General features: G+C 68.7%; 17 protein-coding genes and 1 riboswitch. Of the genes, 7 read left to right on the forward strand and 10 right to left on the reverse strand.

Annotated elements, in window-relative coordinates; genetic code table 11:
* Positions 1–43: 43 nt before the first annotated feature.
* Entirely contained in the window at positions 44–2263 is a 2220-nt protein-coding gene (locus tag QFZ53_RS08120; protein WP_307295298.1) for an NADP-dependent isocitrate dehydrogenase, read from the forward strand.
* A 134-nt stretch (positions 2264–2397) separates the two neighbouring features.
* Here the strand turns inward: QFZ53_RS08120 and QFZ53_RS08125 are convergent, their stop codons facing one another.
* On the reverse strand, positions 2398–3888 hold the full coding sequence (locus QFZ53_RS08125) for a L,D-transpeptidase family protein (protein WP_307295300.1): 1491 nt from the start codon (positions 3886–3888) through the stop codon (positions 2398–2400).
* Between the two features lie 104 nt (positions 3889–3992).
* Positions 3993–4397 (reverse strand): RidA family protein, encoded by a 405-nt coding sequence (locus tag QFZ53_RS08130; protein WP_307295302.1) that lies wholly within the window; start codon positions 4395–4397, stop codon positions 3993–3995.
* Positions 4398–4478: 81 nt separating this feature from the next.
* Here QFZ53_RS08130 and QFZ53_RS08135 point away from each other — a divergent pair, with 81 nt between their 5' ends.
* From QFZ53_RS08135 to nagB, 4 genes are all read left to right on the forward strand, one after another.
* Positions 4479–7724, forward strand: a complete 3246-nt coding sequence (locus QFZ53_RS08135) for a family 20 glycosylhydrolase (protein ID WP_307295304.1) — start codon at positions 4479–4481, stop codon at positions 7722–7724.
* Positions 7725–7799: 75 nt separating this feature from the next.
* On the forward strand, positions 7800–8987 hold the full coding sequence (locus QFZ53_RS08140; protein WP_307295306.1) for an ROK family transcriptional regulator: 1188 nt from the start codon (positions 7800–7802) through the stop codon (positions 8985–8987).
* Positions 8984–9925, forward strand: coding sequence for an ROK family protein (locus tag QFZ53_RS08145; protein WP_307295308.1), 942 nt, complete (start codon positions 8984–8986; stop codon positions 9923–9925). The genes QFZ53_RS08140 and QFZ53_RS08145 overlap by 4 nt, the downstream gene beginning before the upstream one ends.
* On the forward strand, positions 9918–10697 hold the full coding sequence (gene nagB, locus QFZ53_RS08150) for a glucosamine-6-phosphate deaminase (RefSeq protein WP_307295310.1): 780 nt from the start codon (positions 9918–9920) through the stop codon (positions 10695–10697). The genes QFZ53_RS08145 and nagB overlap by 8 nt, the downstream gene beginning before the upstream one ends.
* A gap of 9 nt (positions 10698–10706) precedes the next feature.
* Here the strand turns inward: nagB and QFZ53_RS08155 are convergent, their stop codons facing one another.
* The 6 genes from QFZ53_RS08155 to QFZ53_RS08180 form a co-directional block, all read right to left on the reverse strand.
* Positions 10707–11105 (reverse strand): NUDIX hydrolase, encoded by a 399-nt coding sequence (locus tag QFZ53_RS08155; protein ID WP_307295312.1) that lies wholly within the window; start codon positions 11103–11105, stop codon positions 10707–10709.
* Positions 11098–12462, reverse strand: a complete 1365-nt coding sequence (locus tag QFZ53_RS08160; protein ID WP_292910392.1) for an FAD-binding oxidoreductase — start codon at positions 12460–12462, stop codon at positions 11098–11100. The genes QFZ53_RS08155 and QFZ53_RS08160 overlap by 8 nt, the downstream gene beginning before the upstream one ends.
* Positions 12459–12830 (reverse strand): YrdB family protein, encoded by a 372-nt coding sequence (locus tag QFZ53_RS08165; RefSeq protein WP_292910394.1) that lies wholly within the window; start codon positions 12828–12830, stop codon positions 12459–12461. The genes QFZ53_RS08160 and QFZ53_RS08165 overlap by 4 nt, the downstream gene beginning before the upstream one ends.
* Positions 12831–12857: 27 nt before the next feature.
* The gene (locus tag QFZ53_RS08170; protein ID WP_307295316.1) at positions 12858–14840 is read right to left on the reverse strand and encodes a sigma-70 family RNA polymerase sigma factor; all 1983 of its coding nucleotides are present in this window, start codon (positions 14838–14840) and stop codon (positions 12858–12860) included.
* 488 nt (positions 14841–15328) lie between these two features.
* On the reverse strand, positions 15329–16501 hold the full coding sequence (nagA, locus tag QFZ53_RS08175) for an N-acetylglucosamine-6-phosphate deacetylase (RefSeq protein ID WP_307295319.1): 1173 nt from the start codon (positions 16499–16501) through the stop codon (positions 15329–15331).
* Complete coding sequence (locus QFZ53_RS08180; RefSeq protein WP_307295321.1) at positions 16498–18009, reverse strand: beta-N-acetylhexosaminidase; 1512 nt, start codon at positions 18007–18009, stop codon at positions 16498–16500. Before QFZ53_RS08180 ends, nagA begins: the two co-directional genes overlap by 4 nt.
* Before the next feature lie 83 nt (positions 18010–18092).
* A riboswitch (ZMP/ZTP riboswitch) is annotated at positions 18093–18177 on the forward strand.
* A 40-nt stretch (positions 18178–18217) separates the two neighbouring features.
* On the opposite strand from QFZ53_RS08180, the gene glyA reads away from it, so the two are divergent.
* Both glyA and QFZ53_RS08190 read left to right on the forward strand, forming a co-directional pair.
* On the forward strand, positions 18218–19492 hold the full coding sequence (gene glyA, locus QFZ53_RS08185) for a serine hydroxymethyltransferase (RefSeq protein WP_307295323.1): 1275 nt from the start codon (positions 18218–18220) through the stop codon (positions 19490–19492).
* A gap of 143 nt (positions 19493–19635) precedes the next feature.
* A complete protein-coding gene (locus QFZ53_RS08190) occupies positions 19636–20514 on the forward strand; it encodes a bifunctional methylenetetrahydrofolate dehydrogenase/methenyltetrahydrofolate cyclohydrolase (protein ID WP_307295325.1) in 879 nt (292 codons plus the stop codon).
* Between the two features lie 24 nt (positions 20515–20538).
* Here the strand turns inward: QFZ53_RS08190 and QFZ53_RS08195 are convergent, their stop codons facing one another.
* A complete protein-coding gene (locus QFZ53_RS08195) occupies positions 20539–21090 on the reverse strand; it encodes a hypothetical protein (RefSeq protein WP_307295327.1) in 552 nt (183 codons plus the stop codon).
* 46 nt (positions 21091–21136) lie between these two features.
* Positions 21137–21859 (reverse strand): DUF6882 domain-containing protein, encoded by a 723-nt coding sequence (locus QFZ53_RS08200; RefSeq protein WP_307295329.1) that lies wholly within the window; start codon positions 21857–21859, stop codon positions 21137–21139.
* Positions 21860–21864 lie beyond the last annotated feature (5 nt).

Consider the following 21864-nt stretch of genomic DNA (forward strand, 5'->3'; position numbering starts at 1 on the left):
CTTGGTATCGAGACAAATCACCCCGCGAACGGAGAACCTCCCGGTGACCGACGACGCCATCATCTACACCTACACCGACGAGGCTCCGGCTCTCGCCACCGCCTCCTTCCTCCCGATCATCCAGGCCTACACCGGCCAGGCGGGCATCGAGGTGGAGACGCGCGACATCTCGCTCGCGGGCCGCATCCTCGCCGCCTTCCCGCAGAAGCTCACGCCCGAGCAGCAGGTCGGCGACGCGCTCGCCGAACTCGGCGGTCTCGCCACCCTTCCCGAGGCGAACATCATCAAGCTGCCGAACATCTCGGCATCCATCCCTCAGCTGAAGGGCGCGATCGCCGAGCTGCAGGCGGCGGGCTACGACATCCCCGACTTCCCCGACGAGCCGAACTCGCTCGAGGAGAAGGATGTCCGTGCGCGCTACGACCGCATCAAGGGTTCCGCCGTGAACCCGGTGCTGCGCGAGGGCAACAGCGACCGTCGTGCTCCGCTCGCCGTGAAGAACTACGCCCGCAAGCACCCGCACCGCAACAAGGCCTTCGCCGAGGGCTCGAAGACTCGCGTCGCCACTCTCGGTCATGACGACTTCAAGAGCAACGAGCGCTCATGGGTCGCGGCCCACGACGACGTGCTGAGCTTCCGCCACACGGCGGCCGACGGCACCGTCACCGTGCTCAAGGAGGGACTGAAGGTCCTGCCGCGCGAGATCATCGATGCCACGTTCCTGTCGGCGTCCGCGCTCGACGCGTTCCTCACCGAGACCCTCGAGACCGCCAAGGCCGACGACGTGCTGTACTCGGTGCACCTCAAGGCGACGATGATGAAGGTCAGCGACCCGATCATCTTCGGTCACGTGGTGAAGGCGTTCTTCAAAGACGTCTTCGACCAGTACGGCGCCCAGCTCGCGGAGGCGGGTCTCAGCGCGAACGACGGCCTCGGCTCGATCCTCGCGGGGCTCGTCAACGTCACCGGCGGCGCCGAGATCGCGGCGGCCTTCGACAAGGCCATCGCTGCAGGGCCTCGCCTCTCCTACGTGAACTCCGACAAGGGAACCACGAACCTGCACGTGCCCAGCGACGTGATCGTCGACGCCTCGATGCCCGCATTGGTCCGCAACGGCGGCAAGCTGTGGGGCAAGGAGGGCGAAGAGGCTGACACGCTCGCCGTCATCCCCGATTCGTCCTATGCCGGCGTCTATCAGGCTGTGATCGACGACGTGATCGCGAACGGCCCACTCGACCCGGCCACGATCGGCACCGTTCCGAACGTCGGGCTCATGGCGCAGGCCGCCGAAGAGTACGGCAGCCACGACAAGACCTTCGAGATCGCATCGGCCGGCACCGTGCAGGTGCTCGACAGCGAAGGCACCGTGCTCATCGAGCACGAGGTCGGAGCAGGCGACATCTGGCGCGCGACGCAGACCAAGCACATCCCCGTCATGGACTGGGTGAAGCTCGCGGTCGGCCGTGCCCGTGCGACCGGCGACCCCGCAGTGTTCTGGCTCGATGCGAATCGCTCGCACGACGCGCAGATCATCGCCAAGGTGCACCAGGGTCTCGCGACCCTCGACACCAAGGGCCTCACGATCACGATCCTCGCGCCGGAGGAGGCCACCCGCTACACGCTCGCGCGCATGCGACACGGCCTCGACACCATCTCGGTGACGGGCAACGTTCTGCGTGACTACCTCACCGACCTGTTCCCGATCCTCGAGGTCGGCACATCGGCGAAGATGCTCTCGATCGTCCCGCTGCTCGCGGGCGGAGGCCTGTTCGAGACCGGCGCGGGCGGATCCGCGCCGAAGCACGTGCAGCAGCTCGTCGAGGAGAACTACCTGCGCTGGGACTCGCTCGGCGAGTTCTTCGCGCTCGCAGCCTCGCTCGAGCACTTCGCCGACCGCACCGGCAACGAGAAGGCCCGAGTCCTCGCGGAGACGCTCGACGCCGCGACCGGCATCTTCCTCGAGGAGGATCGTTCGCCCGGCCGCGCGCTCGGCATGATCGACAACCGCGGCAGCCACTTCTATCTGAGCCTGTACTGGGCGCAGGAGCTGGCGAAGCAGACGAAGGACGCCGATCTCGCCGCAGCTTTCGCACCGGTGGCCGCGACTCTCGCCGAGAACGAGGAGAAGATCGTCTCCGAGCTCAACTCGGTGCAGGGTCACAAGGTGGAGATCGGCGGATACTACCGCCCGGACGATGCTCTCGTCACCGCCGTGATGCGCCCCTCGGCGACGCTGAACGGCATCATCGACGCGCTCGCGTGATCTGATGTGACGAAGGGACCGGATGCCGACGGCATCCGGTCCCTTTTCCGTGCGTCCGGTTGTACGGGGTCTGGGTAGACGCCGAAGGCGCCCGCCGGCACGAGGTCGGCGGGCGCCTTCGGCGAATCCGTGGATCAGTAGTGGACGGAGACCTCGACGCCGTCCGGCGCCCAGTCGTAGACCCACTTCGCGGCCGAGATCGGCATGTTCACGCAACCGTGGCTCATGACATGACCGAAGTTGCTGTGCCAGTACGTGCCGTGGAAGGCCTGGTCGCCGTTGAAGTACGTCACCCACGGGACGTCCTTGGTGATGTAGTCGGCGCCCTTCATGTCCTGGATGCGCACGTGCGCGCGGATCGTGAAGTTGCCCGTCTGGGTCGCGTGGCCGGCGGCACCGGACGAGATCTTCCACGAGTTGACCAACTGGCCGTTCTCGTAGAAGCTCGCGGTCTGAGTGCTGAGGTTCACATCGGCGGTGCGGACGAGGTTGACCGATGCGAACGGCGTCTCCGTCACGGTGATGTCGTAGATGCCGTCGCCGTTCTCGAGCTGGGCGGCGAAGTCCTCGGCGATGTTCGACGTGTCGCCGATCGTCCGCCCGTTGACGCCCTCGGTCTCGGCGCGGAGAACCTTGCCGGAGGAGTTGACGACGTTCGCCGCGTTCACCGGTGCGCGGTCCACCAGGGCGGGCAGGGTATCGACCGTGGCCTGGATCGCGGCCTGGTCGGCGACGATGCCGAGCTCGCCGTCGGTGTCGACGACCGTGAGCCAACCCGCGGCCGTGGCGGCATCGACGGGCACGGTGCGCTCGTCGCCGATGTAGAAGCCGATGCTGCCGAGCATCGTGTTGAGCGAGGTCGCTACGGTCGTGGCGTCTTCGTCGGAGACCGAGGCGATGGCCGGACTCGGGTCCCCTGAGAACTCGAGGCTCTTGCCGCCGTCGGCGATGGTCTCGGTGATCGCGTCGGTCAGCTCGGCGACGTTGATCGCTGTGCCGGTCTCCGAGGGGACGACGACATAGGCGCCGGTCGCCGCGTCGAAGGTGACGGCGGCATCGACGGGGTCGTCGAAGCTTGTGGGAACGGCGTCACGCAATGCCTCATCGGCCTTCGCCGGGTCGAGCGTGATGCCACCGGGCAGGGCTGTTCCCCATGCGCTGACGTTCCACATCGGGTTCGAGGCGAAGGCCTCATCAGCCAGGGCGCGCGAGTCGATCGAGGCGCCGAGATCGGCACCGGTCAGCACGACGTCGTCGCCGGCGCCCGTGAGTGTGACCGTGGTCCCTGCGAGGTGGTTGCTGATGGCGTCGGCTGCGGCACCGGGAGTCATCCAGCCGACCGGGACGCCCGCGACAGTGGTTCCCGGTGCGATGAGTACCATCGAGGCGGCACCCGCGCCGAGCGCGATGACGCCGAGACCCAGGCCGATCCACAGTCCCAATCGCTTCTTCTTGGGTGCGGGCTCGATGGGGGCCCACGCCAGGGGCTGCTCGCCGTCGACCGGCGGCATCGCCGCGGTGTCGGCGTCGTTCGCGAGCACAGCAGTCGCGGACGCGTCAGCCGGAGACGACGCCTCAGCGGTCTTCTCGGTCGCAGCGTCCGGTGCAGAAATCAGATCAGTCACGAACTTCACCCCCCGGCGATCAACGTGTTTGGTATATCAATCGTACGCGATAGCAGGTAACGAGGAGGCAACGGAGTGAAGTTGCCCCGCGCGTCGGCCCCGGCTCAGTCGACGACGGCGATGCCGTCGATCTCGACGAGCATCTCCTCACGGGGCAGACCCGTGAACACGGTCGTACGCGAAGGCAGGACTCCGCTGGGGGTGTGGGCGGTCACGAAGGCGCCGTAAGCCTCGTTCATGGTCGCGAAATCCTCGCGCGCCGTCAGATACACGCGCAGCATGACGACGTCATCGAAGGTGGCCCCCGATGCTTCGACGATCGCCTTGACGTTCTCGAGCGTTCTGATGGTCTGGGCGGCGACATCTCCGATGTGCAGATACTCGCCGGTCACCGGGTCGACCGGACCCTGGCCGGAGACCTGCACGAACGGCCCCTTGCGCACGCCCTGCGAGAAGGTGTGGGCCGGAGCGGGGGCGGCGTCGGTCGATACGCGGGTCTTCACAGTCATGCGGCAAGCCTAGTAGCGTTGTTAGGTGCCTGTACTAATTGCGGATGCCGCAGATTCCCTCGACACGCGGGCGGTGCGCTCGTGCGACTGAGCTCGGAGAAGCCCGTCCGGGTGTACCGCGGAGCGACGGTCGTCGACGGCACGGGAGCCGAGAGGTTCGTCGCCGACGTGGCCGTCGAAGGCGCGCGGATCGTCGCCGTCCTGCGTGCGGCGGATCGCACCGAGCTCGAACTTCCCGCCGCAGCGGCGGAGATCGATGCGGCAGGGCTCGTGCTGGCCCCCGGATTCATCGACATGCACGCCCACAGCGAGCTCGCCGTCCTCACCGGTGCTGCACATGACGCGAAGATCATGCAGGGCGTCACGACCGAGGTCCTCGGCCAGGACGGCCTCGGCTACGCACCGCTCGATGACGCTTCGGCATCCGTGATCCCCGCTCAGATCGCGGGCTGGAACGGCACGCCCGCCGATGTTCCGTGGCGCACGATGGACGACCTCCTGGCGGCCGTCGATGCGGCGACGGTCGCGAACGCGGCTCTGCTCGTGCCTCAGGGGAACCTGCGGATGATGGCGGTCGGTCACGAGAACCGTGCGGCGACTCCCGCCGAGATGGCCGAGATGTGCGAGTCGCTCGGGGCCGCCCTCGACGCCGGCGCGTTCGGGATGTCGAGCGGTCTCACCTACACGCCCGGAATGTACGCCGACACGGCCGAACCGGAAGCGCTCTGCCGGATCGTCGCGGAGCGCGGCGGGTACTGGGCTCCGCACACGCGCGGTTACGGAGGGGCAGCCCTCGACGCGTATCGCGAGGCGATCGAGATCGGACGGCGCACCGGGTGCGCCGTGCACCTCACGCACGCGACCATGAACTTCGCCCCGAACCGTGGCCGCGCCGCTGAACTGCTCGCGCTCGTCGATGAGGCGCTCGCCGCCGGTGTCGACGTCTCGCTCGACAGCTATCCCTACCTGCCGGGCGCCACCACGCTCGCCGCGCTCCTGCCCTCGCGGCTCGCGGAGACGGGAGATCTGATCGCGGCGATCTCGGCGCTCGATGCCGAAGGACGCGAGGGTGTGCGCATCGAGCTCGAGGAGCGCGGCTGCGACGGCTTCCACGGCGAGAAGGCCGACTGGAGTGCGATCCAGATCTCCGGGGTCGCGAACCCGCAGCTCGAGGGTCTGGTCGGTAGAACGATCGCCGACATCGCAGCCGACACAGGTCGCCGCGCGGTCGACCTGGTGCTCGACACGATCGTCGCGGATGCGGCGGCCACCGGCGTCCTCATGCACATCGGCCACGAGGAGAACGTTCGGGCGATCATGAGGCATCCGCGGCACAGCGGCGGGAGCGACGGCATCCTGGTCGGCACGCGCCCGCACCCGCGCGGCCGGGGGACCTTCGCGCGCTACCTCGGCCACTACTCCCGTGATCTCGGCATCCTGTCCCTGGAAGAGGCCGTGCGTCATCTGTCGGCCAACCCGGCGGCGCGCCTGGGACTGGATCTCGGCGATGCTCCCCGCGGGGTGATCAGGGAGGGGGCGACCGCCGATCTCGTGCTGTTCGACCCGGAGACGGTCGCGGCGGGCGCCACGTTCGAGTCGCCCTTCGAGCGGCCGATCGGCATCGTGGAGGTTCTCGTCTCGGGTGTGCCCGTCGTGGCAGGCGGAATGGTCACGGGCTCCACGCCGGGCGCCGCATTGCGCAAGCCGCCGCCTGCTCACCGCGCGGTCGTTCCGCATGTTCGAAGCGAGATCGACCCGGGCGCCGAGCCGTTCCTCTGGCGGGCGTCGACCCCGGTCATCGGCGAGGGCGAGGCCTTCGGCCGGCTGTCCGACGGCCGCGCGGATCCCGCGCTGCCGCCCATCCGTCTCACGGTCGACGAGTCGCTGGCCGCAGAAGCGCGTGCCGCGGGGCGCGTCGGCGACGAGGCGTTCCGGGTGACCGTCGCAGCGTCTGGCATCGAGGTGCGAGGGGCGAGCGCCGCGGGCGTGTTCCGAGGCGCCACCGTTCTTCGTCAGCTCAGGGTGCCCGGGGCGGTGGAGTCCCGAGTCCCCGCCGGCACGTGGGCGGGGGCACCGGCGTACGCCTGGCGAGGGGTGATGCTCGACGTCGCACGGCACTTCCACCCGGCCGATGACCTGCGCCGGCTCGTCGATCTTCTCGCCGACCACCAGCTGAACGTTCTGCATCTGCATCTCACCGACGATCAGGGCTGGAGATTCGAGGTCCCCGGCTATCCGCGGCTCACCGAGATCGGCTCCCGACGGTCGGCGACGCAGCTCGGTCACGGCCCTCTCTCGACCGTCGAGCCGGGGGTGCACGAGGGCTTCTACACCGCTGCAGAGCTGCGCGAGCTGGTCGCCTACGCGAGAGCCCGCTTCGTGACGATCGTGCCGGAGGTCGAGCTGCCGGGGCACGTGCAGGCGGCACTGGCCGCGTACCCCGAGCTCGGAAACGTCGATGTCGGCGAGGCGCCGGAGGGGCCGTGGGAGCGCTTCGGGGTGAACCCGCGCACCTTGGCGCCCACCGAGGCGTCGCTCGCCTTCGGCTGCGCCGCGATCGACGCCCTGGTCGAGATCTTCGACTCTCCGTGGATCGGAATCGGCGGGGATGAGGTGCCCGTGACGGAATGGGCTCTGAGCGCCGCCGCGGGCGAACGCATGCGTGCTCTCGGTCTCGCGACGGCGCGAGACGTGCAGCCGTGGTTCACGAGGAAGTTCGTCGAGCGGGTGCGCAGCCATGGGCGCACGGCGCTCGCCTGGGACGAGGTGCTCGAGGGAGACGTGCCCGACGGCGTCGAGATCCTCGCGTGGAGGGGGCCGGTCGCGATGCGCGAGGCGCTGCGGCGGGGCATCCCGGTGATCGCCTGCCCCGATCTCGAGGCGTACCTGGACTACCCCCAGTCGGATTCCGAGGAGGAGCCGATCAGGGTGGGGCCACCGCTGACGATCGAACGCGCCTATTCTCTGCGCGTCGAGCCCGGTGCGCTGGGAGGCCAGGCGAACGTCTGGACGGAGCATCTGCCCACACGCGACCGGGTGGATTTCGCGATGTTCCCTCGGCTCGCGGCGATCGCCGAGCGGCTCTGGGACGGGGGAGGCCCCGGCGTGGTCGCGGATCTGCTGCGCCGCCTTCCGACGCATCTTCGTCGGCTGGCCGAGGCCGGCGTGCGATATCGTCCTCTCGACGGTCCTGCCCCCGCGCAGCGGAGGCCGGGGATCCCCGGCAAGCCGCTCACGATCGAGCAGCGCGAGGAGATCGTGGCCGGCCTCGTCGAACATCTTCTCCGGCGGTCGGATGCCGGGGTCGTGGCGTCGCAGGTAAGATAACGTTTCGGTAACCCTGACCCTCCGTCTCCGCGCGGAGGGTTGCATTAATTTTGTTCGTAAGGTCTACTAACAAACATGTCCGCATCGGATGGAACGCGTACCGCATCGTCGCCAGATTACGCCGGGGCGAACACGCACGCCTTCGGGCCCGGACGTCATCTGCGTTCGCGCGCCAAGGTGCTCCCAGAGCACGCACGCGGGCACAACCGCGCGCTGGTTCTGCAGACCCTGTACCACGCCGGTGCGATGAGCCGAGCCGACCTCTCACGCGAGACCGGTCTCACGCGAGTGACCATCTCGGATCTCGTCGCCGAGTTCATCGCCGACGGCATCGTCGTCGAGATGGGAGTACGCGAGACGGTCGGCCCCGGCAAGCCGCCGATCCTCATCGACATCGACCGCGTCGGCCACCAGATCGTGGGCATCGACCTGTCCGGACCCCGTGACTTCGTCGGCGCGGTTCTGAGCCTCGACGGGGAGGTGCTCGAACGGCGCGAGGTGCCGAGACCCGACACAGCCGACGGCGACGCCGTCTACGCCGCGACGCTCGAGCTCGCGCGAACGCTCGTCGGCTCGGCGACTCAGCCGGTGCTCGGCGTTGGCCTCGGCACTCCCGGGGTCGTGCGGCCGGACGGCTACGTGATCAGCTCGCCGAACCTCGGCTGGAGCAACCTGCCTCTCGAGGCGAAGCTCGCCGTCGATCTCGACCTTCCGGTGCTGGTGCGCAACGACGCCAACGCGGCCGTGCTCGCCGAGTACACGTTCGGCGAGGCGAAGGCCGACTTCATGCTCATCAAGATCGGACGAGGTGTCGGCGCCGGCCTCATCACCGGCAGCCAGCCGCTCGTCGGCAGCCGATTCGCTGCAGGTGAGATCGGTCACGTCGTCGTCGGCACCGACGGAGGGCCTCGTTGCGCCTGCGGCAAGGAAGGCTGCCTCGAGGCCTGGCTGAGCGTCAGCCGTCTGAGCGCCTCGATCGACGCCGCACCCGATTCGCGAGACGAGATCCTCCGCGACGCCGGAACTCGCATGGCCATCGGGATCGCACCGATCGTGGCGGCGCTCGACCTGTCCGAGGTCGTGTTGTCAGGGCCGGCGGAGCTGCTCGACGGCATCCTCATCGAGTCGGCCATCGCCACGCTGCACGCGCGCACCCTGGAAGGGGTCTTCGAAGACGTGCAGATCCGTCTCACGCGACAGAACGACATCGTGCTGCGCGGCGCTGCGGTCATGGTGCTCTCGAGCCAGCTCGGCGTCTCGTGAGCGGCCGACGCATCCGCGTCGGCCTCGACGTCGGCGGCACCAAGATCGACGCCGTCGCGGTCGACGACGCCGACGAGATCGTCGGGCGACTGCGTCGGGAGAGCGGTTGGGGAGAGCGAGAGGTCGTCGCGAACATCGTCGCCGCCGTGCGAGCGCTGGCGCACGAAGCCGAGTTCGAGATCGACGAGGTGGACTCTGTCGGAGTCGGCATCCCCGGACTCGTGGACGCCGACGCCGGACGGGTGATCCACGCCGTGAATCTCGGGGTGGAGTCGCTCGATCTCGCCGATCTCGGTCGCGCGCAGCTCGGCATCGCGTTCCGTGTCGAGAACGACGTCAAGGCGGCAGCGCTCGGCGCTGCGGTCCTGCGCGGCATCACGGGGTCGATGGCCTATCTGAATCTCGGTACCGGCGTCGCCGCGGGCATCGTCGTCGACGGACGCATCTGGCGCGGGTCCCACGGAACGGCCGGCGAGATCGGGCATCTCTCCGTCGATCCGAACGGTCGTGTCTGCGGCTGCGGTCAAGTCGGGTGCATCGAGACCCTCTGCGGCGGGGGAGCCCTCGCCAGAGCCTGGGGTCGCCCCGGTTCGCTGCCGGTGCGCGACATCCTCGACGCTGCGGAAATCGGCGACGCGGATGCCGTGGCGCTGCGCGCCGACCTCTTCCGCGGTGCTGCTGCCGCGACGCGCGCGCTCGTGCTGTCAGCCGACGTCGAACGCGTCGTCATCGGGGGCGGTCTCACCGCACTCGGCGACCGCCTCGACTCGGGGATCCGCGAGGCCCTCAGGCAGGATGCCGCGACGTCGGCGTTCATGCGCTCGCTGCGTCTCGATGAGAGAATCGAGGCGCTTCCCGCCGGATCCCCGGCGGCCGCTTTCGGGGCCGCGCTCGTCGGCGCCTCCGAATCATCGAAGGAGATCGTGTCACATGGCTGAAGTCGTCATCGTCGAGAACAAGGATGCCGCCGGTGCGCTGGTCGCCGAGGAGATCATCGCACTGATCGAGAGCCGGCCGGACGCTGTTCTGGGGCTCGCCACAGGCTCGACCCCGCTGCCGGTCTACCAGGCGCTGCGCACGCGGATCTCCGGAGTCGACGTCTCCCGCGTGCGCGGATTCGCGCTCGACGAGTACGTGGGAATCGATCCTGCGCATCCCGAGAGCTACCGCTCGGTGATCACGCGCGAGGTCGTCGAACCGCTGGGACTCGACCCGCAGCGCATCCACGTGCCCAACGGGGCAGAGGCGACGATCCAGCATGCCGGTGAGGACTATGAGGCGGCGATCGCCGAGGCTGGGGGAGTCGACCTGCAGATCCTCGGCATCGGCACCGACGGCCACATCGGCTTCAACGAGCCGGGCTCGTCGTTCGCCTCGATCACCCGTGTCAAGACGCTCACCGAGCAGACCCGCGAGGACAACGCGCGCTTCTTCGACTCGATCGACGACGTGCCCATGCACTGCATCACGCAGGGCCTCGGCACGATCCTGCGGGCGCGGCATCTGGTGCTCCTCGCCTTCGGCGAAGGCAAGGCGCAGGCCGTGGCGGATGCTGTGGAAGGGCCGCTGTCGGCGATCCTGCCGGGCTCGGCGATCCAGCTGCACCCGCATGCGACCGTCGTCGTCGATGAGGCTGCAGCATCGAAGCTGAAGCTCGCGGACTACTACCGCTATACGTTCGCCAACAAGCCGTCGTGGCAGGGCATCTGAGCCCTCAGATCAGCGGGACCAGGCGATCGGCAGCAGATGCTCCGTGCTCAACGGAGCGAGCGGAAGGTCGATGGCATCCGCGCGAGTGATCCAGCGCAGTTCGGCGAGCTCTGCCTGCACGGTCACCGCGGTGGGCGCGATCGAGGTCGCGAACGCCTGAGCGACGACGCGATGACCGGGTTCGTTCGCCGCCTCCGAGATGAAGGTGCCGAGCGGCTCGAGGTCCGCTTCGTCGAGCACGACGCCGAGCTCTTCGTGCAGCTCCCGGATCAGCGTCTGCGCGGCCGTCTCCCCGACCTCCGGCTTTCCTCCCGGCTGCATGAACCTGACGGTGTCCTTCTTCCGGACGACGAGGACCCGTCCTTCGTCGTCGACGATCACGGCCGCGCTCACGTGGATGTCAGGCATGTGCAGCGAACACCTTTCCCTGGTTCAGGATGCCGAGCGGGTCGAACACACGAGCGACCTGCCGCTGGATCTCCCATTGATCCGCCCCCAGTTCCTCGGCCAGCCAGCGGCTCTTGAGGGTGCCGATGCCGTGCTCGCCGGTGAGGGTTCCACCGAGCGCGATGGCCGCTCGGAACAGCGCATCGGCCGCCGCCCACACGTGCGGCGGGGTCTCGGGACCTTCGAAGATGAAGTTCGGATGCAGATTGCCGTCTCCCGCGTGTGCGACCGTGGGAATCGTCAGCGCGTACTCGCGCTCGATTCGCGCGATCTCATCGAACATGGCTGGCATCGCGCTGCGGGGGACCGACACGTCTTCGATCAGCGTCGTGCCGAGCGCGGCCATCGCGGGGTGCATCGAGCGCCGGATCGTCAGCAGCCGCTCGCCCTCCTCGCGATCGTGCGAGACCTGAACGACTCCGTCGTGGGCTGTGAGCACGGCGACCACGGCATCCGCTTCGGCGGCGGCCGCAGGTCCGTCGGTCTGGATCGTGAGCTGCGCGGTGCCGGACGGAGGAGAGGGAAGACCGAGCAGCGACGCGACGGCGGCGAGGCTCGCCGCGTCCATCAGCTCCATGATGGCGGGCTGGATGCCTGCGGCGGTGACCGCGGCGGATGCTGCGGCCGCTGTCCGCACACCGGGAAAGGTCGCCGCGATCGTGCACGTCGTGCCCTCGACGAGACGGCGCAGCTTCAGAGTCGCACCGACGATCACGCCCAGGACGCCCTCCGACCCGATCACCAACGAGGTGAGGTCGAGGCCGGTCACGCCTTTGACGCTGCGATGGCCGAGATGCAGGAGCCGTCCGTCGGCGAGGACGAGGTCGACGCCGAGCACCGCGTCTCGCACGACGCCGTACTTTGCGCAGAGCAAGCCGCCGGCGCCGGTGGCGATGTTGCCGCCGACCGTCGAGATGCTGCGGCTCGCGGGATCCGGCGCCCACCAGAGGCCGTGCGGAGCGAGCATGTCGTTGAGGTCGGCGTTGAGGATGCCCGGCTCGACGACCGCGAGCAGATCGTCGGTGCGGATCTCATGCACCGCCGTCATCCGGGCTGTGGACAGCACGATCTCGCCGGATCCGGCGTTCGCGCCCCCGGCGAGACCTGTCCCCGCTCCGCGGACCACGATCGGCGTGCGGGTCTCCGTGGCGATACGGCATACCTGCTGCACGTGTTCGACGGTCAGTGCATGCACGATTGCGAGCGGGGCTCCCGATGCCATGTGACCGGATCGGTCGCCGCGGCAGGCCTCGAGCGCTGCGGAGTCGGTGTCGACGATGTCGCCGAGAGCGGCACGCAGCTGCTCGATCACGGTCATGACAGGCTGCGACGCCCGCTGACGACTCCTGCGCCGACGGCGACGATCGCGAATGCGAGGCCGATGAAGGGCTGGTCCATGAGCCACCAGGCGATCGTCACGCCGACGTAGATCAGCAACTCGACCGCCGCACGCAGGAACGGGTGCAGTCGCAGCACCGCTTTCGGCGAGAGGAAGAGCGCCCAGACGAGGAGCACGACGACCGGCGCCCCGATGCCGAGGACGATGTTCCACGGCATCGGCCATGTGGCGAAGCCCCAGAGAGCCAGCGTCCCGATCGCGACCACCAGGACGATGGCGCGGATGACGTCGAGAACGGTGACGTTCGGACGGTCGACGCCGGGTACGGGTGCGGATTGCTGGGACATGCTCCCAGTCTATTCGCCGCCCGGAGGCTACTCGGTCGGTGTCGCAGCGGGGTCGAGGACGCCGGTGGTCGCGTCGACGACCGGCTCGACGGGGCCCTGCTGCTCGGGGGCGGCGGGCTCGGTCGGGGCGGGGACCGTCTCGACTGCGGGTGCAGGCTCGACGAGTACCGGTTCGGTGGGTGCAGACTCGATCGGTGCGGTGTCGTCGGCGACGCTATCGACGGGGGCCGGGTCGGTGACTGCTGGAACGACCGGCTCGGCGGGTGCGGTTGCCGGGACGTCAGCCAACAGGCAGAACAGGTCCCCTGGATAGAAGCTGTTCAGGTCCTGCAGTGTGGTGGAGACCGCGGTGCCGTTCAATCCGTCGGCGGTGTAGAAGAAGTCGACGGTCGCGTTGCTGCAGATCTGCGCGAGAGTGGGTCGCAGATCGATGGTGCCGTAGCCGATGGTGGGATCGGCTTCCGTCTCGACGAGCTCGGTCTCGCCGTTGCCCCCCGTGCCGCCGTCGATCAACGTCGTCACGGTCATTCCCGGCGTGCCCGAGACGGGAACGGTGTAGTGCGTGACGAGGCCTTCGAACCGCACATCTGCGTCGGCCACAGTCGGCGTCCCTGCGGGGGGTGCCGGGTCCACCGGATCTACCGGATCCACCGGGTCCACCGGCTTCTCCGGGTCGACGGGCTTCTCCGGATCGGTCGGCTTCTCCGGCGCCACCGGGGGAGTGGTCGGCGCGGTCGTGACCGGCGCCTCCTCGACGAGCGGCTGCTCCTCGGCGGGATCGGTCGCAGGCGGAGTCGGCTCCTCCGCAGGCGGCGTCTCGATGACGAGAGGCGATTCCGTCGTCATCGAGTCGTCGGGAGCGATGTCGGTCGAGATCGACGATGACGAGTCGGCTGCCGCGGCATCCGGCAGCGACGTTGCCGGGCTGGCGCCCGAGAGCGCAGGCAGGATCGTCGACGCGGCGACGACGCCCGCCACGATGAGAACCGCCGACCCGGCGCCCACCAGGGCGCCGATTCCGGTGAGCGCTCCACCGGCCGTGCTGCCGGCTGCTCCCGCGGAGCCGCCGGCCCCCGCGGAACCGGCGCCGCTGCCTCCGGTCGATCCGCTGCCGGCCGAGACTCCGCCGACCGTCGCGCCGCCGGCGACGACGCCGCCCTGGATGACGCTCGACGGCATCGCGGCGAGTGCGACGATCGGCGTGCCGCCGCCCTGCAGCGTTGCGAGATAGCCGGCCGAGCCGGCGATCCCGAGGACGAGGGGGAGCAGTACGAGGGCGAGACGAGTGGAGACGTCCTTCGCCTCGGCCGCGACGATCATGCAGCGGGCGCACTCGTCGAGGTGCTGTTCCAGGCGCTTGTGATCGCGCGTGCCGAGGTTGCCGCGAGAGTAGGCGCCGAGGTGCTCGATGGTCCACTGGCATTCTGAGCCGGGCTCCGCGCTGCGCAGATGAGCCTGGATCCATGCCTCGCGCAGACCTTCACGTGCGCGGAAGGCGAGCTGAGACACGGCACCGGCCTTCATGCCCAGCAGCGGCGCCACCTCGTTCGGCTTCATCTGCTCGATCTCGGTGTACCAGAGCACCTCCTGCCAGCGGGAGGGAAGACTGCGGAACGCCTGAGCAGTCAGGCTGCGATCGAGCGCCTCGTTCGACGCCTGCTCGGTGCTGTCGGGATCGGCGACCGAGTCGAGCTCGTCGATGGCGGATTCCCGTCGCGAGCGACCCCAGGCGGCAGCGGTGTTGCGGATGCTGGTGAACAGATAGGCGCGGAAGGACCCGTTCGGACCGCCGCCCTTGATGATCGCCTGGTAGATGCGGGTGTACGACTCCTGCACGAGATCGTCGGCGTCGATCGACGAGGTGATCGATCGCGCGACCGACATGCCAGAGGGGTAGTGACGTCGCCAGAGTTCGCCGAACGCCTCCGCATCACCCGAGCGGGTGCGCAGAACCAGTTCGGCATCGGCGATCGTGTCGTCGTGCAGGGTGTTCTCGTCGTCCACAGCCATCCATCTGTCGTGAAAGGCGGATGCGCCTTCACAAGAAGAGACGCGCAAGCGTCGTCTTCATCACGCGTCTTTCCATTCTCACCCGAAATTCTCAGCCTGGCCACCCCTCAACCCAATTGACCCGAAATCCGCAGGATCGGGAGAATCCCTGTTCGCGAGGGAAACTGAGCCGGCGGCGAGCTGGAGTTCGGAAGATTCTCGAAAAACTTCTGAGAACTCGCGTAATGAATCGAGTGGCGCGTCGTCTCATCATGCAGAGACAGCTGATGGAACGCCACCGGGGGGCGGGGTTCCTAGGCGCTGGTGCGAGGGGTAACAGCACCGGCAGGGCGGGTCGGGAGCCTCGGGGGAGGAGTTCCCGGCCGCCCTCTCTGAAAAACGGGGATGTGGGGATGAGGCCGCCGATCTGGGGACCGGTGGCCTCCCACTCCCGCAGAACAGAATGATCGGAGTGCGCAGAGCTGCGCGTCGCTGCGCGAGGCGTGGTTTCAGAGAGTCGGCCGCTCTCCCACCCATACGTGCACGACGCGCAGCTCCGCATCCATGAGCACGGCATCGCCGCAGCATCCGATCTGCAGCGATCCGAACGCATCACCGACGCCGATCGCCCGTGCCGGCGTCTCCGTCAGGGCGCGTACGACCTGGGGCAGTGCCACACCTGCGCCGACGGCGCGCTGCAGCGCCACGTCCTGGGTGAGGGTCGAACCGGCGATCGACCCGGTGTCGTCAGCGCGGGCGATGCCGTTCTCGACGGTGACGCTCACCGCTCCCAGGTCGTAGTGCCCGTCGGAGCTGCCCGCGGCGGCCATCGCATCCGTGATCAGGGCCACCCGACCCGGTGCCGAGTCGAACAGAAGCTTGATCACGAACGGATCGAGGTGGACGTCGTCGGCGATGCCTTCGAGGACAACCCGGTGGTCTGCGGCCGCGGCCAGGACAGGGCCGGGTGCGCGGTGATGGATGCCGGGCATCGCGTTGAAGGCGTGCGTGAGAATCGACGCACCCGCTTCGAAGGCCGCGTTCGCCGTTGCGGCATCGGCGTTCGTGTGCCCGACAGCCGCGGCGGCTCCGGCGGCGACGATCTGCCTGACGGCGTCGAGGCCGCCGGGCAGCTCGGGGGCGACGGTGACCTGGCGCACGGTGCCGCGCCCGGCCTCGAGCAGGCGAGCGACGTCGGCCGCCGCCGGTTCGCGCAGCAGCGAGGGCTCATGCGCGCCGTGGTGCCCCGGATCGAGGAAAGGCCCCTCGAGATGCGAACCGAGGATGTCGGAGTCGGTCTTCATCAGGTCGGCGATGGCGGATACGCTGCGGGCGAGATCGTCGAGCGACGCGGTGACCAGCGAGACGACCGCGCGCGTCGTGCCATGGGCGCGATGAAGTTCGCGGCCGGTGCGGATCGCGTCGACGCCGTCGTCGAAAGCGGCGCCGGCGCCGCCGTGTCCGTGGATGTCGACGAAACCGGGCGTGAGTACGGCATCCGCTCCGGCGAGCTCCCGCGCATCGACGACCACGTCCGCAGGCGACCAGGTCGCGCCCGTGCCGCGAGCGGCAACGACGCCCTTCTCGATGCGCACCCAGCCGTCTTCGACGATCTCTCCGCGGTCGACGATGCGGGCGGAGTGGATGACGAGCGAGCCCGTCGTGGTGCGGTGAACCGTCATCGTTCGCTCCAGGAGACCTCGGCGCTGCGGTGGAAGGCGATGCCCTCAGCATTCCACAGGGGAGCGAGAGTGCCCAGACGCGAGCGGAACGACTCCCAGGTGCGCGCAGGGCTCTCCCGCGGCGACCACCCGATCTCGGCGTGCGCAGCGGCGCGCGGGAAGACCAGTTGCTCGACATCGGAGTAGTTCGGGGTCGTCTCGCTCCACAGCGGGGTCTCGATTCCGAGGATCGCCGCGGCGGGCACGTCGAGGACGGCGGTCGGGTCCCATTCGTATGCGGTCCGCACATCGATGATCCCGGCCCAGTCGAGGCCGAGGGGGAAGTCGGGCGCGTACTTCATGTCGAGATAGGCGGCGTCGGACGGCGACATGATCAGTGCGCCGCCACGATCGACGAAGCGGGCGGCCTCATCGGCATGCGTGCCCTGCGGCGAGATCGAGCCCCAGTACTGTCCGACGGTTCCCTGGGCGATGTTCTCGGCGGAGCCCATCTCGTGCCAGGCGACGGGTGTCTTGCCCGCTTCGACGACGATCGCGGTCGCTCGCGACGCGAACAGATCGAAGTCCGCCTGGGGTGTGCCGAGCGATTCGTCTCCGCCGACATGGATGTACGGTCCGGGAGTCATCTCCGCGAGCTCTCGTACGACGTCGCGCACGAAGTCGTAGGTGCGCTCCTCGTGGATGCGGACGCTGGAGTGGCCGACGCCCCACCCCGTGTACGTCTCGCCAGCGACGGGCAGCGGCTGCCCGAGGCGTGCGGAGTCGGCGATCAGGTCGTCGTTGAGCACCGGCGCCTCCACGAGCTCGGGATAGGCGACGCCGATCGCGTGCGTGTGACCGGGCAGGTCGATCTCGGGGATCACGATCATGTGGCGCGATGCCGCGTAGGCGACGATCTCGCGGTAGTCGTCCTTCGAATAGAAGCCGCCGGGGTCGCCGTCGGCGGATGTCGACGACGACAGTTCGGTGAGTCGGGGCCAGGAATCGATATGGATGCGCCATCCCTGGTCGTCGCTGAGGTGCAGATGCAGGTGGTTGAACTTGAGGGCGCTCGTGCTGTCGATGAACCGCTTCACATCGTCGACCCCGAAGAAATGGCGGGCCACGTCGAGCATCACGCCGCGGCGGGGGAACCGTGGAGCGTCCGTGATCTGCACGCGGAGGAATCCCCAGGTGCCGTCCTCGTCTTCGCGCAGCAGCTGCAGGAGCGTCTGCACGCCATAGAAAAGCCCTGCCTCGTCGGCGCCGACGATCTCGGCGGAGTCGGCGATCGCGAGGGAGTATCCCTCGGGCGAGCCGTTCGCCGGATCGATGCGAAGGGTGATCTCCGCCGGGCCGTCGGTGGACGGCAGGCGGATGCCGCTGCGCCGCTCGACCGCATCGATCAACTGCGTGGTTGCGTCTGCCGGCCCGGTGACACGGAGGGCCCGGGTGACCGGCATCCGTCCTTCCCCTGCGGTCGCGGACACGGGTGCCGGCACGAGCGGCAGGGGATGGGGAAAGACCATGAACAAAACCTATCGTGCGGGTGTACGGCCTGAACAGGGCGGATGTCATCCAGGGCGCTTCGCGCTGCAGCATCCGCTATGCTCGTAACCGTCGCGACTGGCGTCTGGGTGGACTACCACCGGGGAGCGACTGACCACGGAATTCGACCGCGCGCCTGGGCCGATGGAAGCACCCCCTTTCGAATCCGTTGTCAGAGGAGCACGTCACATGACCGACCGTTACTTCAACGCCCCGCTCGCCGAAGTCGATCCGGAGATCGCTCAGGTCCTCGACCGCGAACTCAAGCGCCAGCAGACGTTCCTCGAGATGATCGCATCCGAGAACTTCGTGCCCGTCTCCGTGCTGCAGTCGCAGGGCTCTGTGCTCACGAACAAGTACGCCGAGGGCTACCCCGGCCGCCGCTACTACGGCGGCTGCGAAGAGGTCGACGTCGCTGAGGAGCTCGCGATCCAGCGCGCGAAGGATCTCTTCGGCGCCGAGTTCGCCAACGTCCAGCCGCATTCGGGCGCCTCCGCGAACGCCGCAGTGCTGCATGCGATCGCCCGCCCCGGCGACACGCTGCTCGGCCTCTCGCTCGACCAGGGCGGTCACCTCACGCACGGCATGAAGATCAACTTCTCGGGCCGTCTCTACGACATCGTCGCCTATGGCGTGAACCCCGAGACCTCGACCATCGACATGGATGAGGTCCGCCGTCTCGCGATCGAGCACAAGCCGAAGGTCATCATCGCCGGCTGGTCGGCCTACCCTCGCACGCTCGACTTCGCCGCCTTCCGTGCGATCGCCGACGAGGTCGGTGCGCTCCTGTGGGTCGACATGGCGCACTTCGCCGGTCTGGTCGCCGCGGGGCTGCACCCGAACCCGGTGCCGCACGCGCACGTGGTCTCCTCGACCGTGCACAAGACGATCGGCGGCCCGCGCTCGGGCTTCATCCTCACCAACGACGCCGACATCGCGAAGAAGATCAACTCCGCGGTCTTCCCCGGCCAGCAGGGCGGGCCGCTCATGCACGTGATCGCGGCGAAGGCGACCGCGTTCAAGCTCGCGGGCACCCCCGAGTTCAAGGAGCGCCAGGAGCGCGTGCTGCGCGGCGCCGCGATCCTCGCCGAGCGCCTCTCGAAGCAGGACGTGAAGGATGCCGGCATCGGCGTGCGTTCGGGAGGCACCGACGTGCACCTCGTGCTCGTCGACCTGCGCGACGCCGCGATCGACGGCAAGCAGGCGGAAGACCTGCTGCACGACATCCACATCACGGTGAACCGCAACGCCGTGCCGAACGACCCTCGTCCGCCGATGGTCACCTCCGGCCTGCGCATCGGCACCCCGGCTCTCGCCACCCGCGGCTTCGGCGACGCCGAGTTCACCGAGGTCGCCGACGTGATCGCACTCGCGCTTCTGCCGGGTGCTGACGTCGAAGGCCTGCGCGCCCGCGTCGACGCGCTCGCCGCAGCCTTCCCGCTGTACCCCGACCTGCAGCAGTAAGCCCGTCCGCCGTCGCGCCGCGTCGAGTGCACGGGCTCTCGGCGAGTGCACGGCTTCTCGACGTGAAGAAGCCGTGCACTCGGTGCGAATCCGTGCATTCGACGAGTGACGATGCACGTAGGACAAGTAGGAAGAGAAACGACATGACCGCGAAGATCCTCGACGGCAAGACCGCCGCAGCATCCATCAAGGCCGAGCTCACCGAGCGCGTCGCCGTGCTCAAGGACAAGGGGATCGTGCCCGGCATCGCCACGGTGCTCGTGGGCGCCGATCCGGCGTCGCAGCTGTACGTCGGCATGAAGCATCGTCAGTCCGAGGCGATCGGCATGAACTCGATCCAGCGCGAGCTCCCGGCCGATGCCACGCAGGAGCAGGTCGAGGCGCTGATCGACGAGCTCAACGCCGACCCCGACTGCCACGGCTACATCGTGCAGCTGCCGCTGCCCAAGCACCTCGACACCGACGCCATCCTCGAGCGGATCGACCCGGCGAAGGATGCCGACGGCCTGCACCCGACCAACCTCGGACGCCTCGTGCTGAACGTGAACAACCCGATCACGACGCCGCTGCCGTGCACGCCGCGCGGGGTCATCGAGCTGCTTCTGCGTAACGACTACGACCTCAAGGGCAAGCACGTCGTGGTCGTCGGGCGGGGCGTCACGATCGGACGCCCCATGGGGCTGCTGCTGACGCGTCGCGACATCAACGCCACGGTCACGCAGGTGCACACTGGCACGCCCGACATGTCGCCGTACCTGCGTCAGGCCGACGTGATCGTCGCCGGCGCCGGGGTCAAGCACCTCATCACGGCGGCTGACGTCAAGCCCGGCGCTGCGGTGCTCGACGTCGGCGTGACCCGCGAGTCCGACCCCGAGACGGGCAAGAGCCGGGTGTTCGGAGACGTGCACCCCGACGTCGCCGAGGTCGCCGGCTTCCTCTCTCCGAATCCGGGCGGAGTCGGCCCGATGACCGTCGCACTGCTGATGACGAACGTGGTCGAGGCGGCAGAACGGCTCGTCTGAGCGAGCCTCGTCGGGTCGGGGAGATCAGCCGAGTTCGTCGAGCATGCGACGCTGCTCTGCGGTGAGACCGTCGTTCAGCTCGCGGCGCGCCTCGGCGGTGGCCGGAGAGTCGGACGCGGGGGAGGATGCCGCCGCATCCGGCTTCCTGGAGATCCTCGCCGATACCGAGTCGTAGACCTCTGACGCCTTGGCGTGCAGCCGATCATCGATCCGGTCGTAGATCACCCAGCCGATGAGAAGGATCAGGGGCGGCAGGGCGAAGGCCCAGAATCCCGACGCGCGCACGGCGCTCAACCACACCGTGAGCACCCAGATGATGAGTTCCACGACATAGACGAGCGCGTACTGCACGGTCTTCTCGCCGACCCTGGTGCGGTCGGCCGCAGACTTCGCCGCGGAGCGGGCGAACGCGGCCCGGAGCGCCGGTTTCACGAACAGCGCAGCGAGTGTGAGGATCACGGCCGCCCAGAGCGCGTGGAGTCCGACGCTGACCCTGCTGAATACGATGCCGATGAGCAGCAGCACGACGACGTTGAATACGTAGAGCGCTGCGAACCGGACGATTCCGTTCTTCATAAGTCCAGAATTCCACATCCGCACGGCGCGCGGCATCCGTTCGTGTTCACCCCTGTGCGCCGAGCGATCCCTCGAAACCGATGATGCGCGCCTGCTCGTCGAAGCGGAAGGTGGCCGACCCCGACGCGTCGACGACGGACGCCCCGGTGTAGTTCTCGTCCGCCCAGGTCAGACTCCACCCGGCCAGGCGGGCGAGATCCCACACGGCGGTCCGTGCGTCGGCCAGGGCCAGGCCCGAGAGGATGCGGGGGAGGGCGATGACGGCCGCGGCCACGGTGAGATCGGGGATCGGCGCGTCGAGCAGGAAGACCGCGCGGGTGCCGCCGCCGATCGGTGCGGAGTAATACGGTGAACGCCCGGTGATCTCGATCGCGGCTCCGCCGACCGTGTGGGCGGCCGCAGCGATCCAGGATTCGTCTCCGGGCGCATCGGCGGGGAACGGAAGCTCAGGGTCGAACAGCTCGGCGATGCCCTGCTCGAGTCCGTGCGCGCGCAGCTGCGCCGCGAGTCCCTGGGCGTCGCCCTGAGGATGCGCCCATGCCCACAGCAGCGAGCGCGGGCCCGGTGCGATCGTCGCGATCAGCTGGGCGCGCGTGACGACCTGTCGCGAGGGGTCCGCATTCGCCGTGAAGGTGATCGTGCCGGCGTTCATGTCGGCGTCCCAGCGGTGGTCGCCGAGGTCGTCGGTCGCGCTGACCAGGGCATCCTGACGGAGAGCGGTGAACAGGGCGGCGCGGTCGGCGAGCGACTGGAGGGCGGCGAAGGTCATGCGCT

This window comes from Microbacterium natoriense (assembly GCF_030816295.1).
GTDB lineage: Bacteria > Actinomycetota > Actinomycetes > Actinomycetales > Microbacteriaceae > Microbacterium > Microbacterium natoriense_A.

Coding starts and splice junctions, on each gene's coding strand:
- nagB (WP_307295310.1), top strand. CDS start 9,918: ATGGCTGAAGTCGTCATCGTCGAGAACAAGGATGCCGCCGGTGCGCTG.
- QFZ53_RS08190 (WP_307295325.1), top strand. CDS start 19,636: ATGACCGCGAAGATCCTCGACGGCAAGACCGCCGCAGCATCCATCAAG.
- QFZ53_RS08130 (WP_307295302.1), bottom strand. CDS start 4,397: ATGACTGTGAAGACCCGCGTATCGACCGACGCCGCCCCCGCTCCGGCC.
- QFZ53_RS08195 (WP_307295327.1), bottom strand. CDS start 21,090: ATGAAGAACGGAATCGTCCGGTTCGCAGCGCTCTACGTATTCAACGTC.
- nagA (WP_307295319.1), bottom strand. CDS start 16,501: ATGACGGTTCACCGCACCACGACGGGCTCGCTCGTCATCCACTCCGCC.
- QFZ53_RS08140 (WP_307295306.1), top strand. CDS start 7,800: ATGTCCGCATCGGATGGAACGCGTACCGCATCGTCGCCAGATTACGCC.
- QFZ53_RS08200 (WP_307295329.1), bottom strand. CDS start 21,859: ATGACCTTCGCCGCCCTCCAGTCGCTCGCCGACCGCGCCGCCCTGTTC.
- QFZ53_RS08165 (WP_292910394.1), bottom strand. CDS start 12,830: ATGTCCCAGCAATCCGCACCCGTACCCGGCGTCGACCGTCCGAACGTC.
- QFZ53_RS08155 (WP_307295312.1), bottom strand. CDS start 11,105: ATGCCTGACATCCACGTGAGCGCGGCCGTGATCGTCGACGACGAAGGA.
- QFZ53_RS08180 (WP_307295321.1), bottom strand. CDS start 18,009: ATGGTCTTTCCCCATCCCCTGCCGCTCGTGCCGGCACCCGTGTCCGCG.
- QFZ53_RS08170 (WP_307295316.1), bottom strand. CDS start 14,840: ATGGCTGTGGACGACGAGAACACCCTGCACGACGACACGATCGCCGAT.
- glyA (WP_307295323.1), top strand. CDS start 18,218: ATGACCGACCGTTACTTCAACGCCCCGCTCGCCGAAGTCGATCCGGAG.
- QFZ53_RS08160 (WP_292910392.1), bottom strand. CDS start 12,462: ATGACCGTGATCGAGCAGCTGCGTGCCGCTCTCGGCGACATCGTCGAC.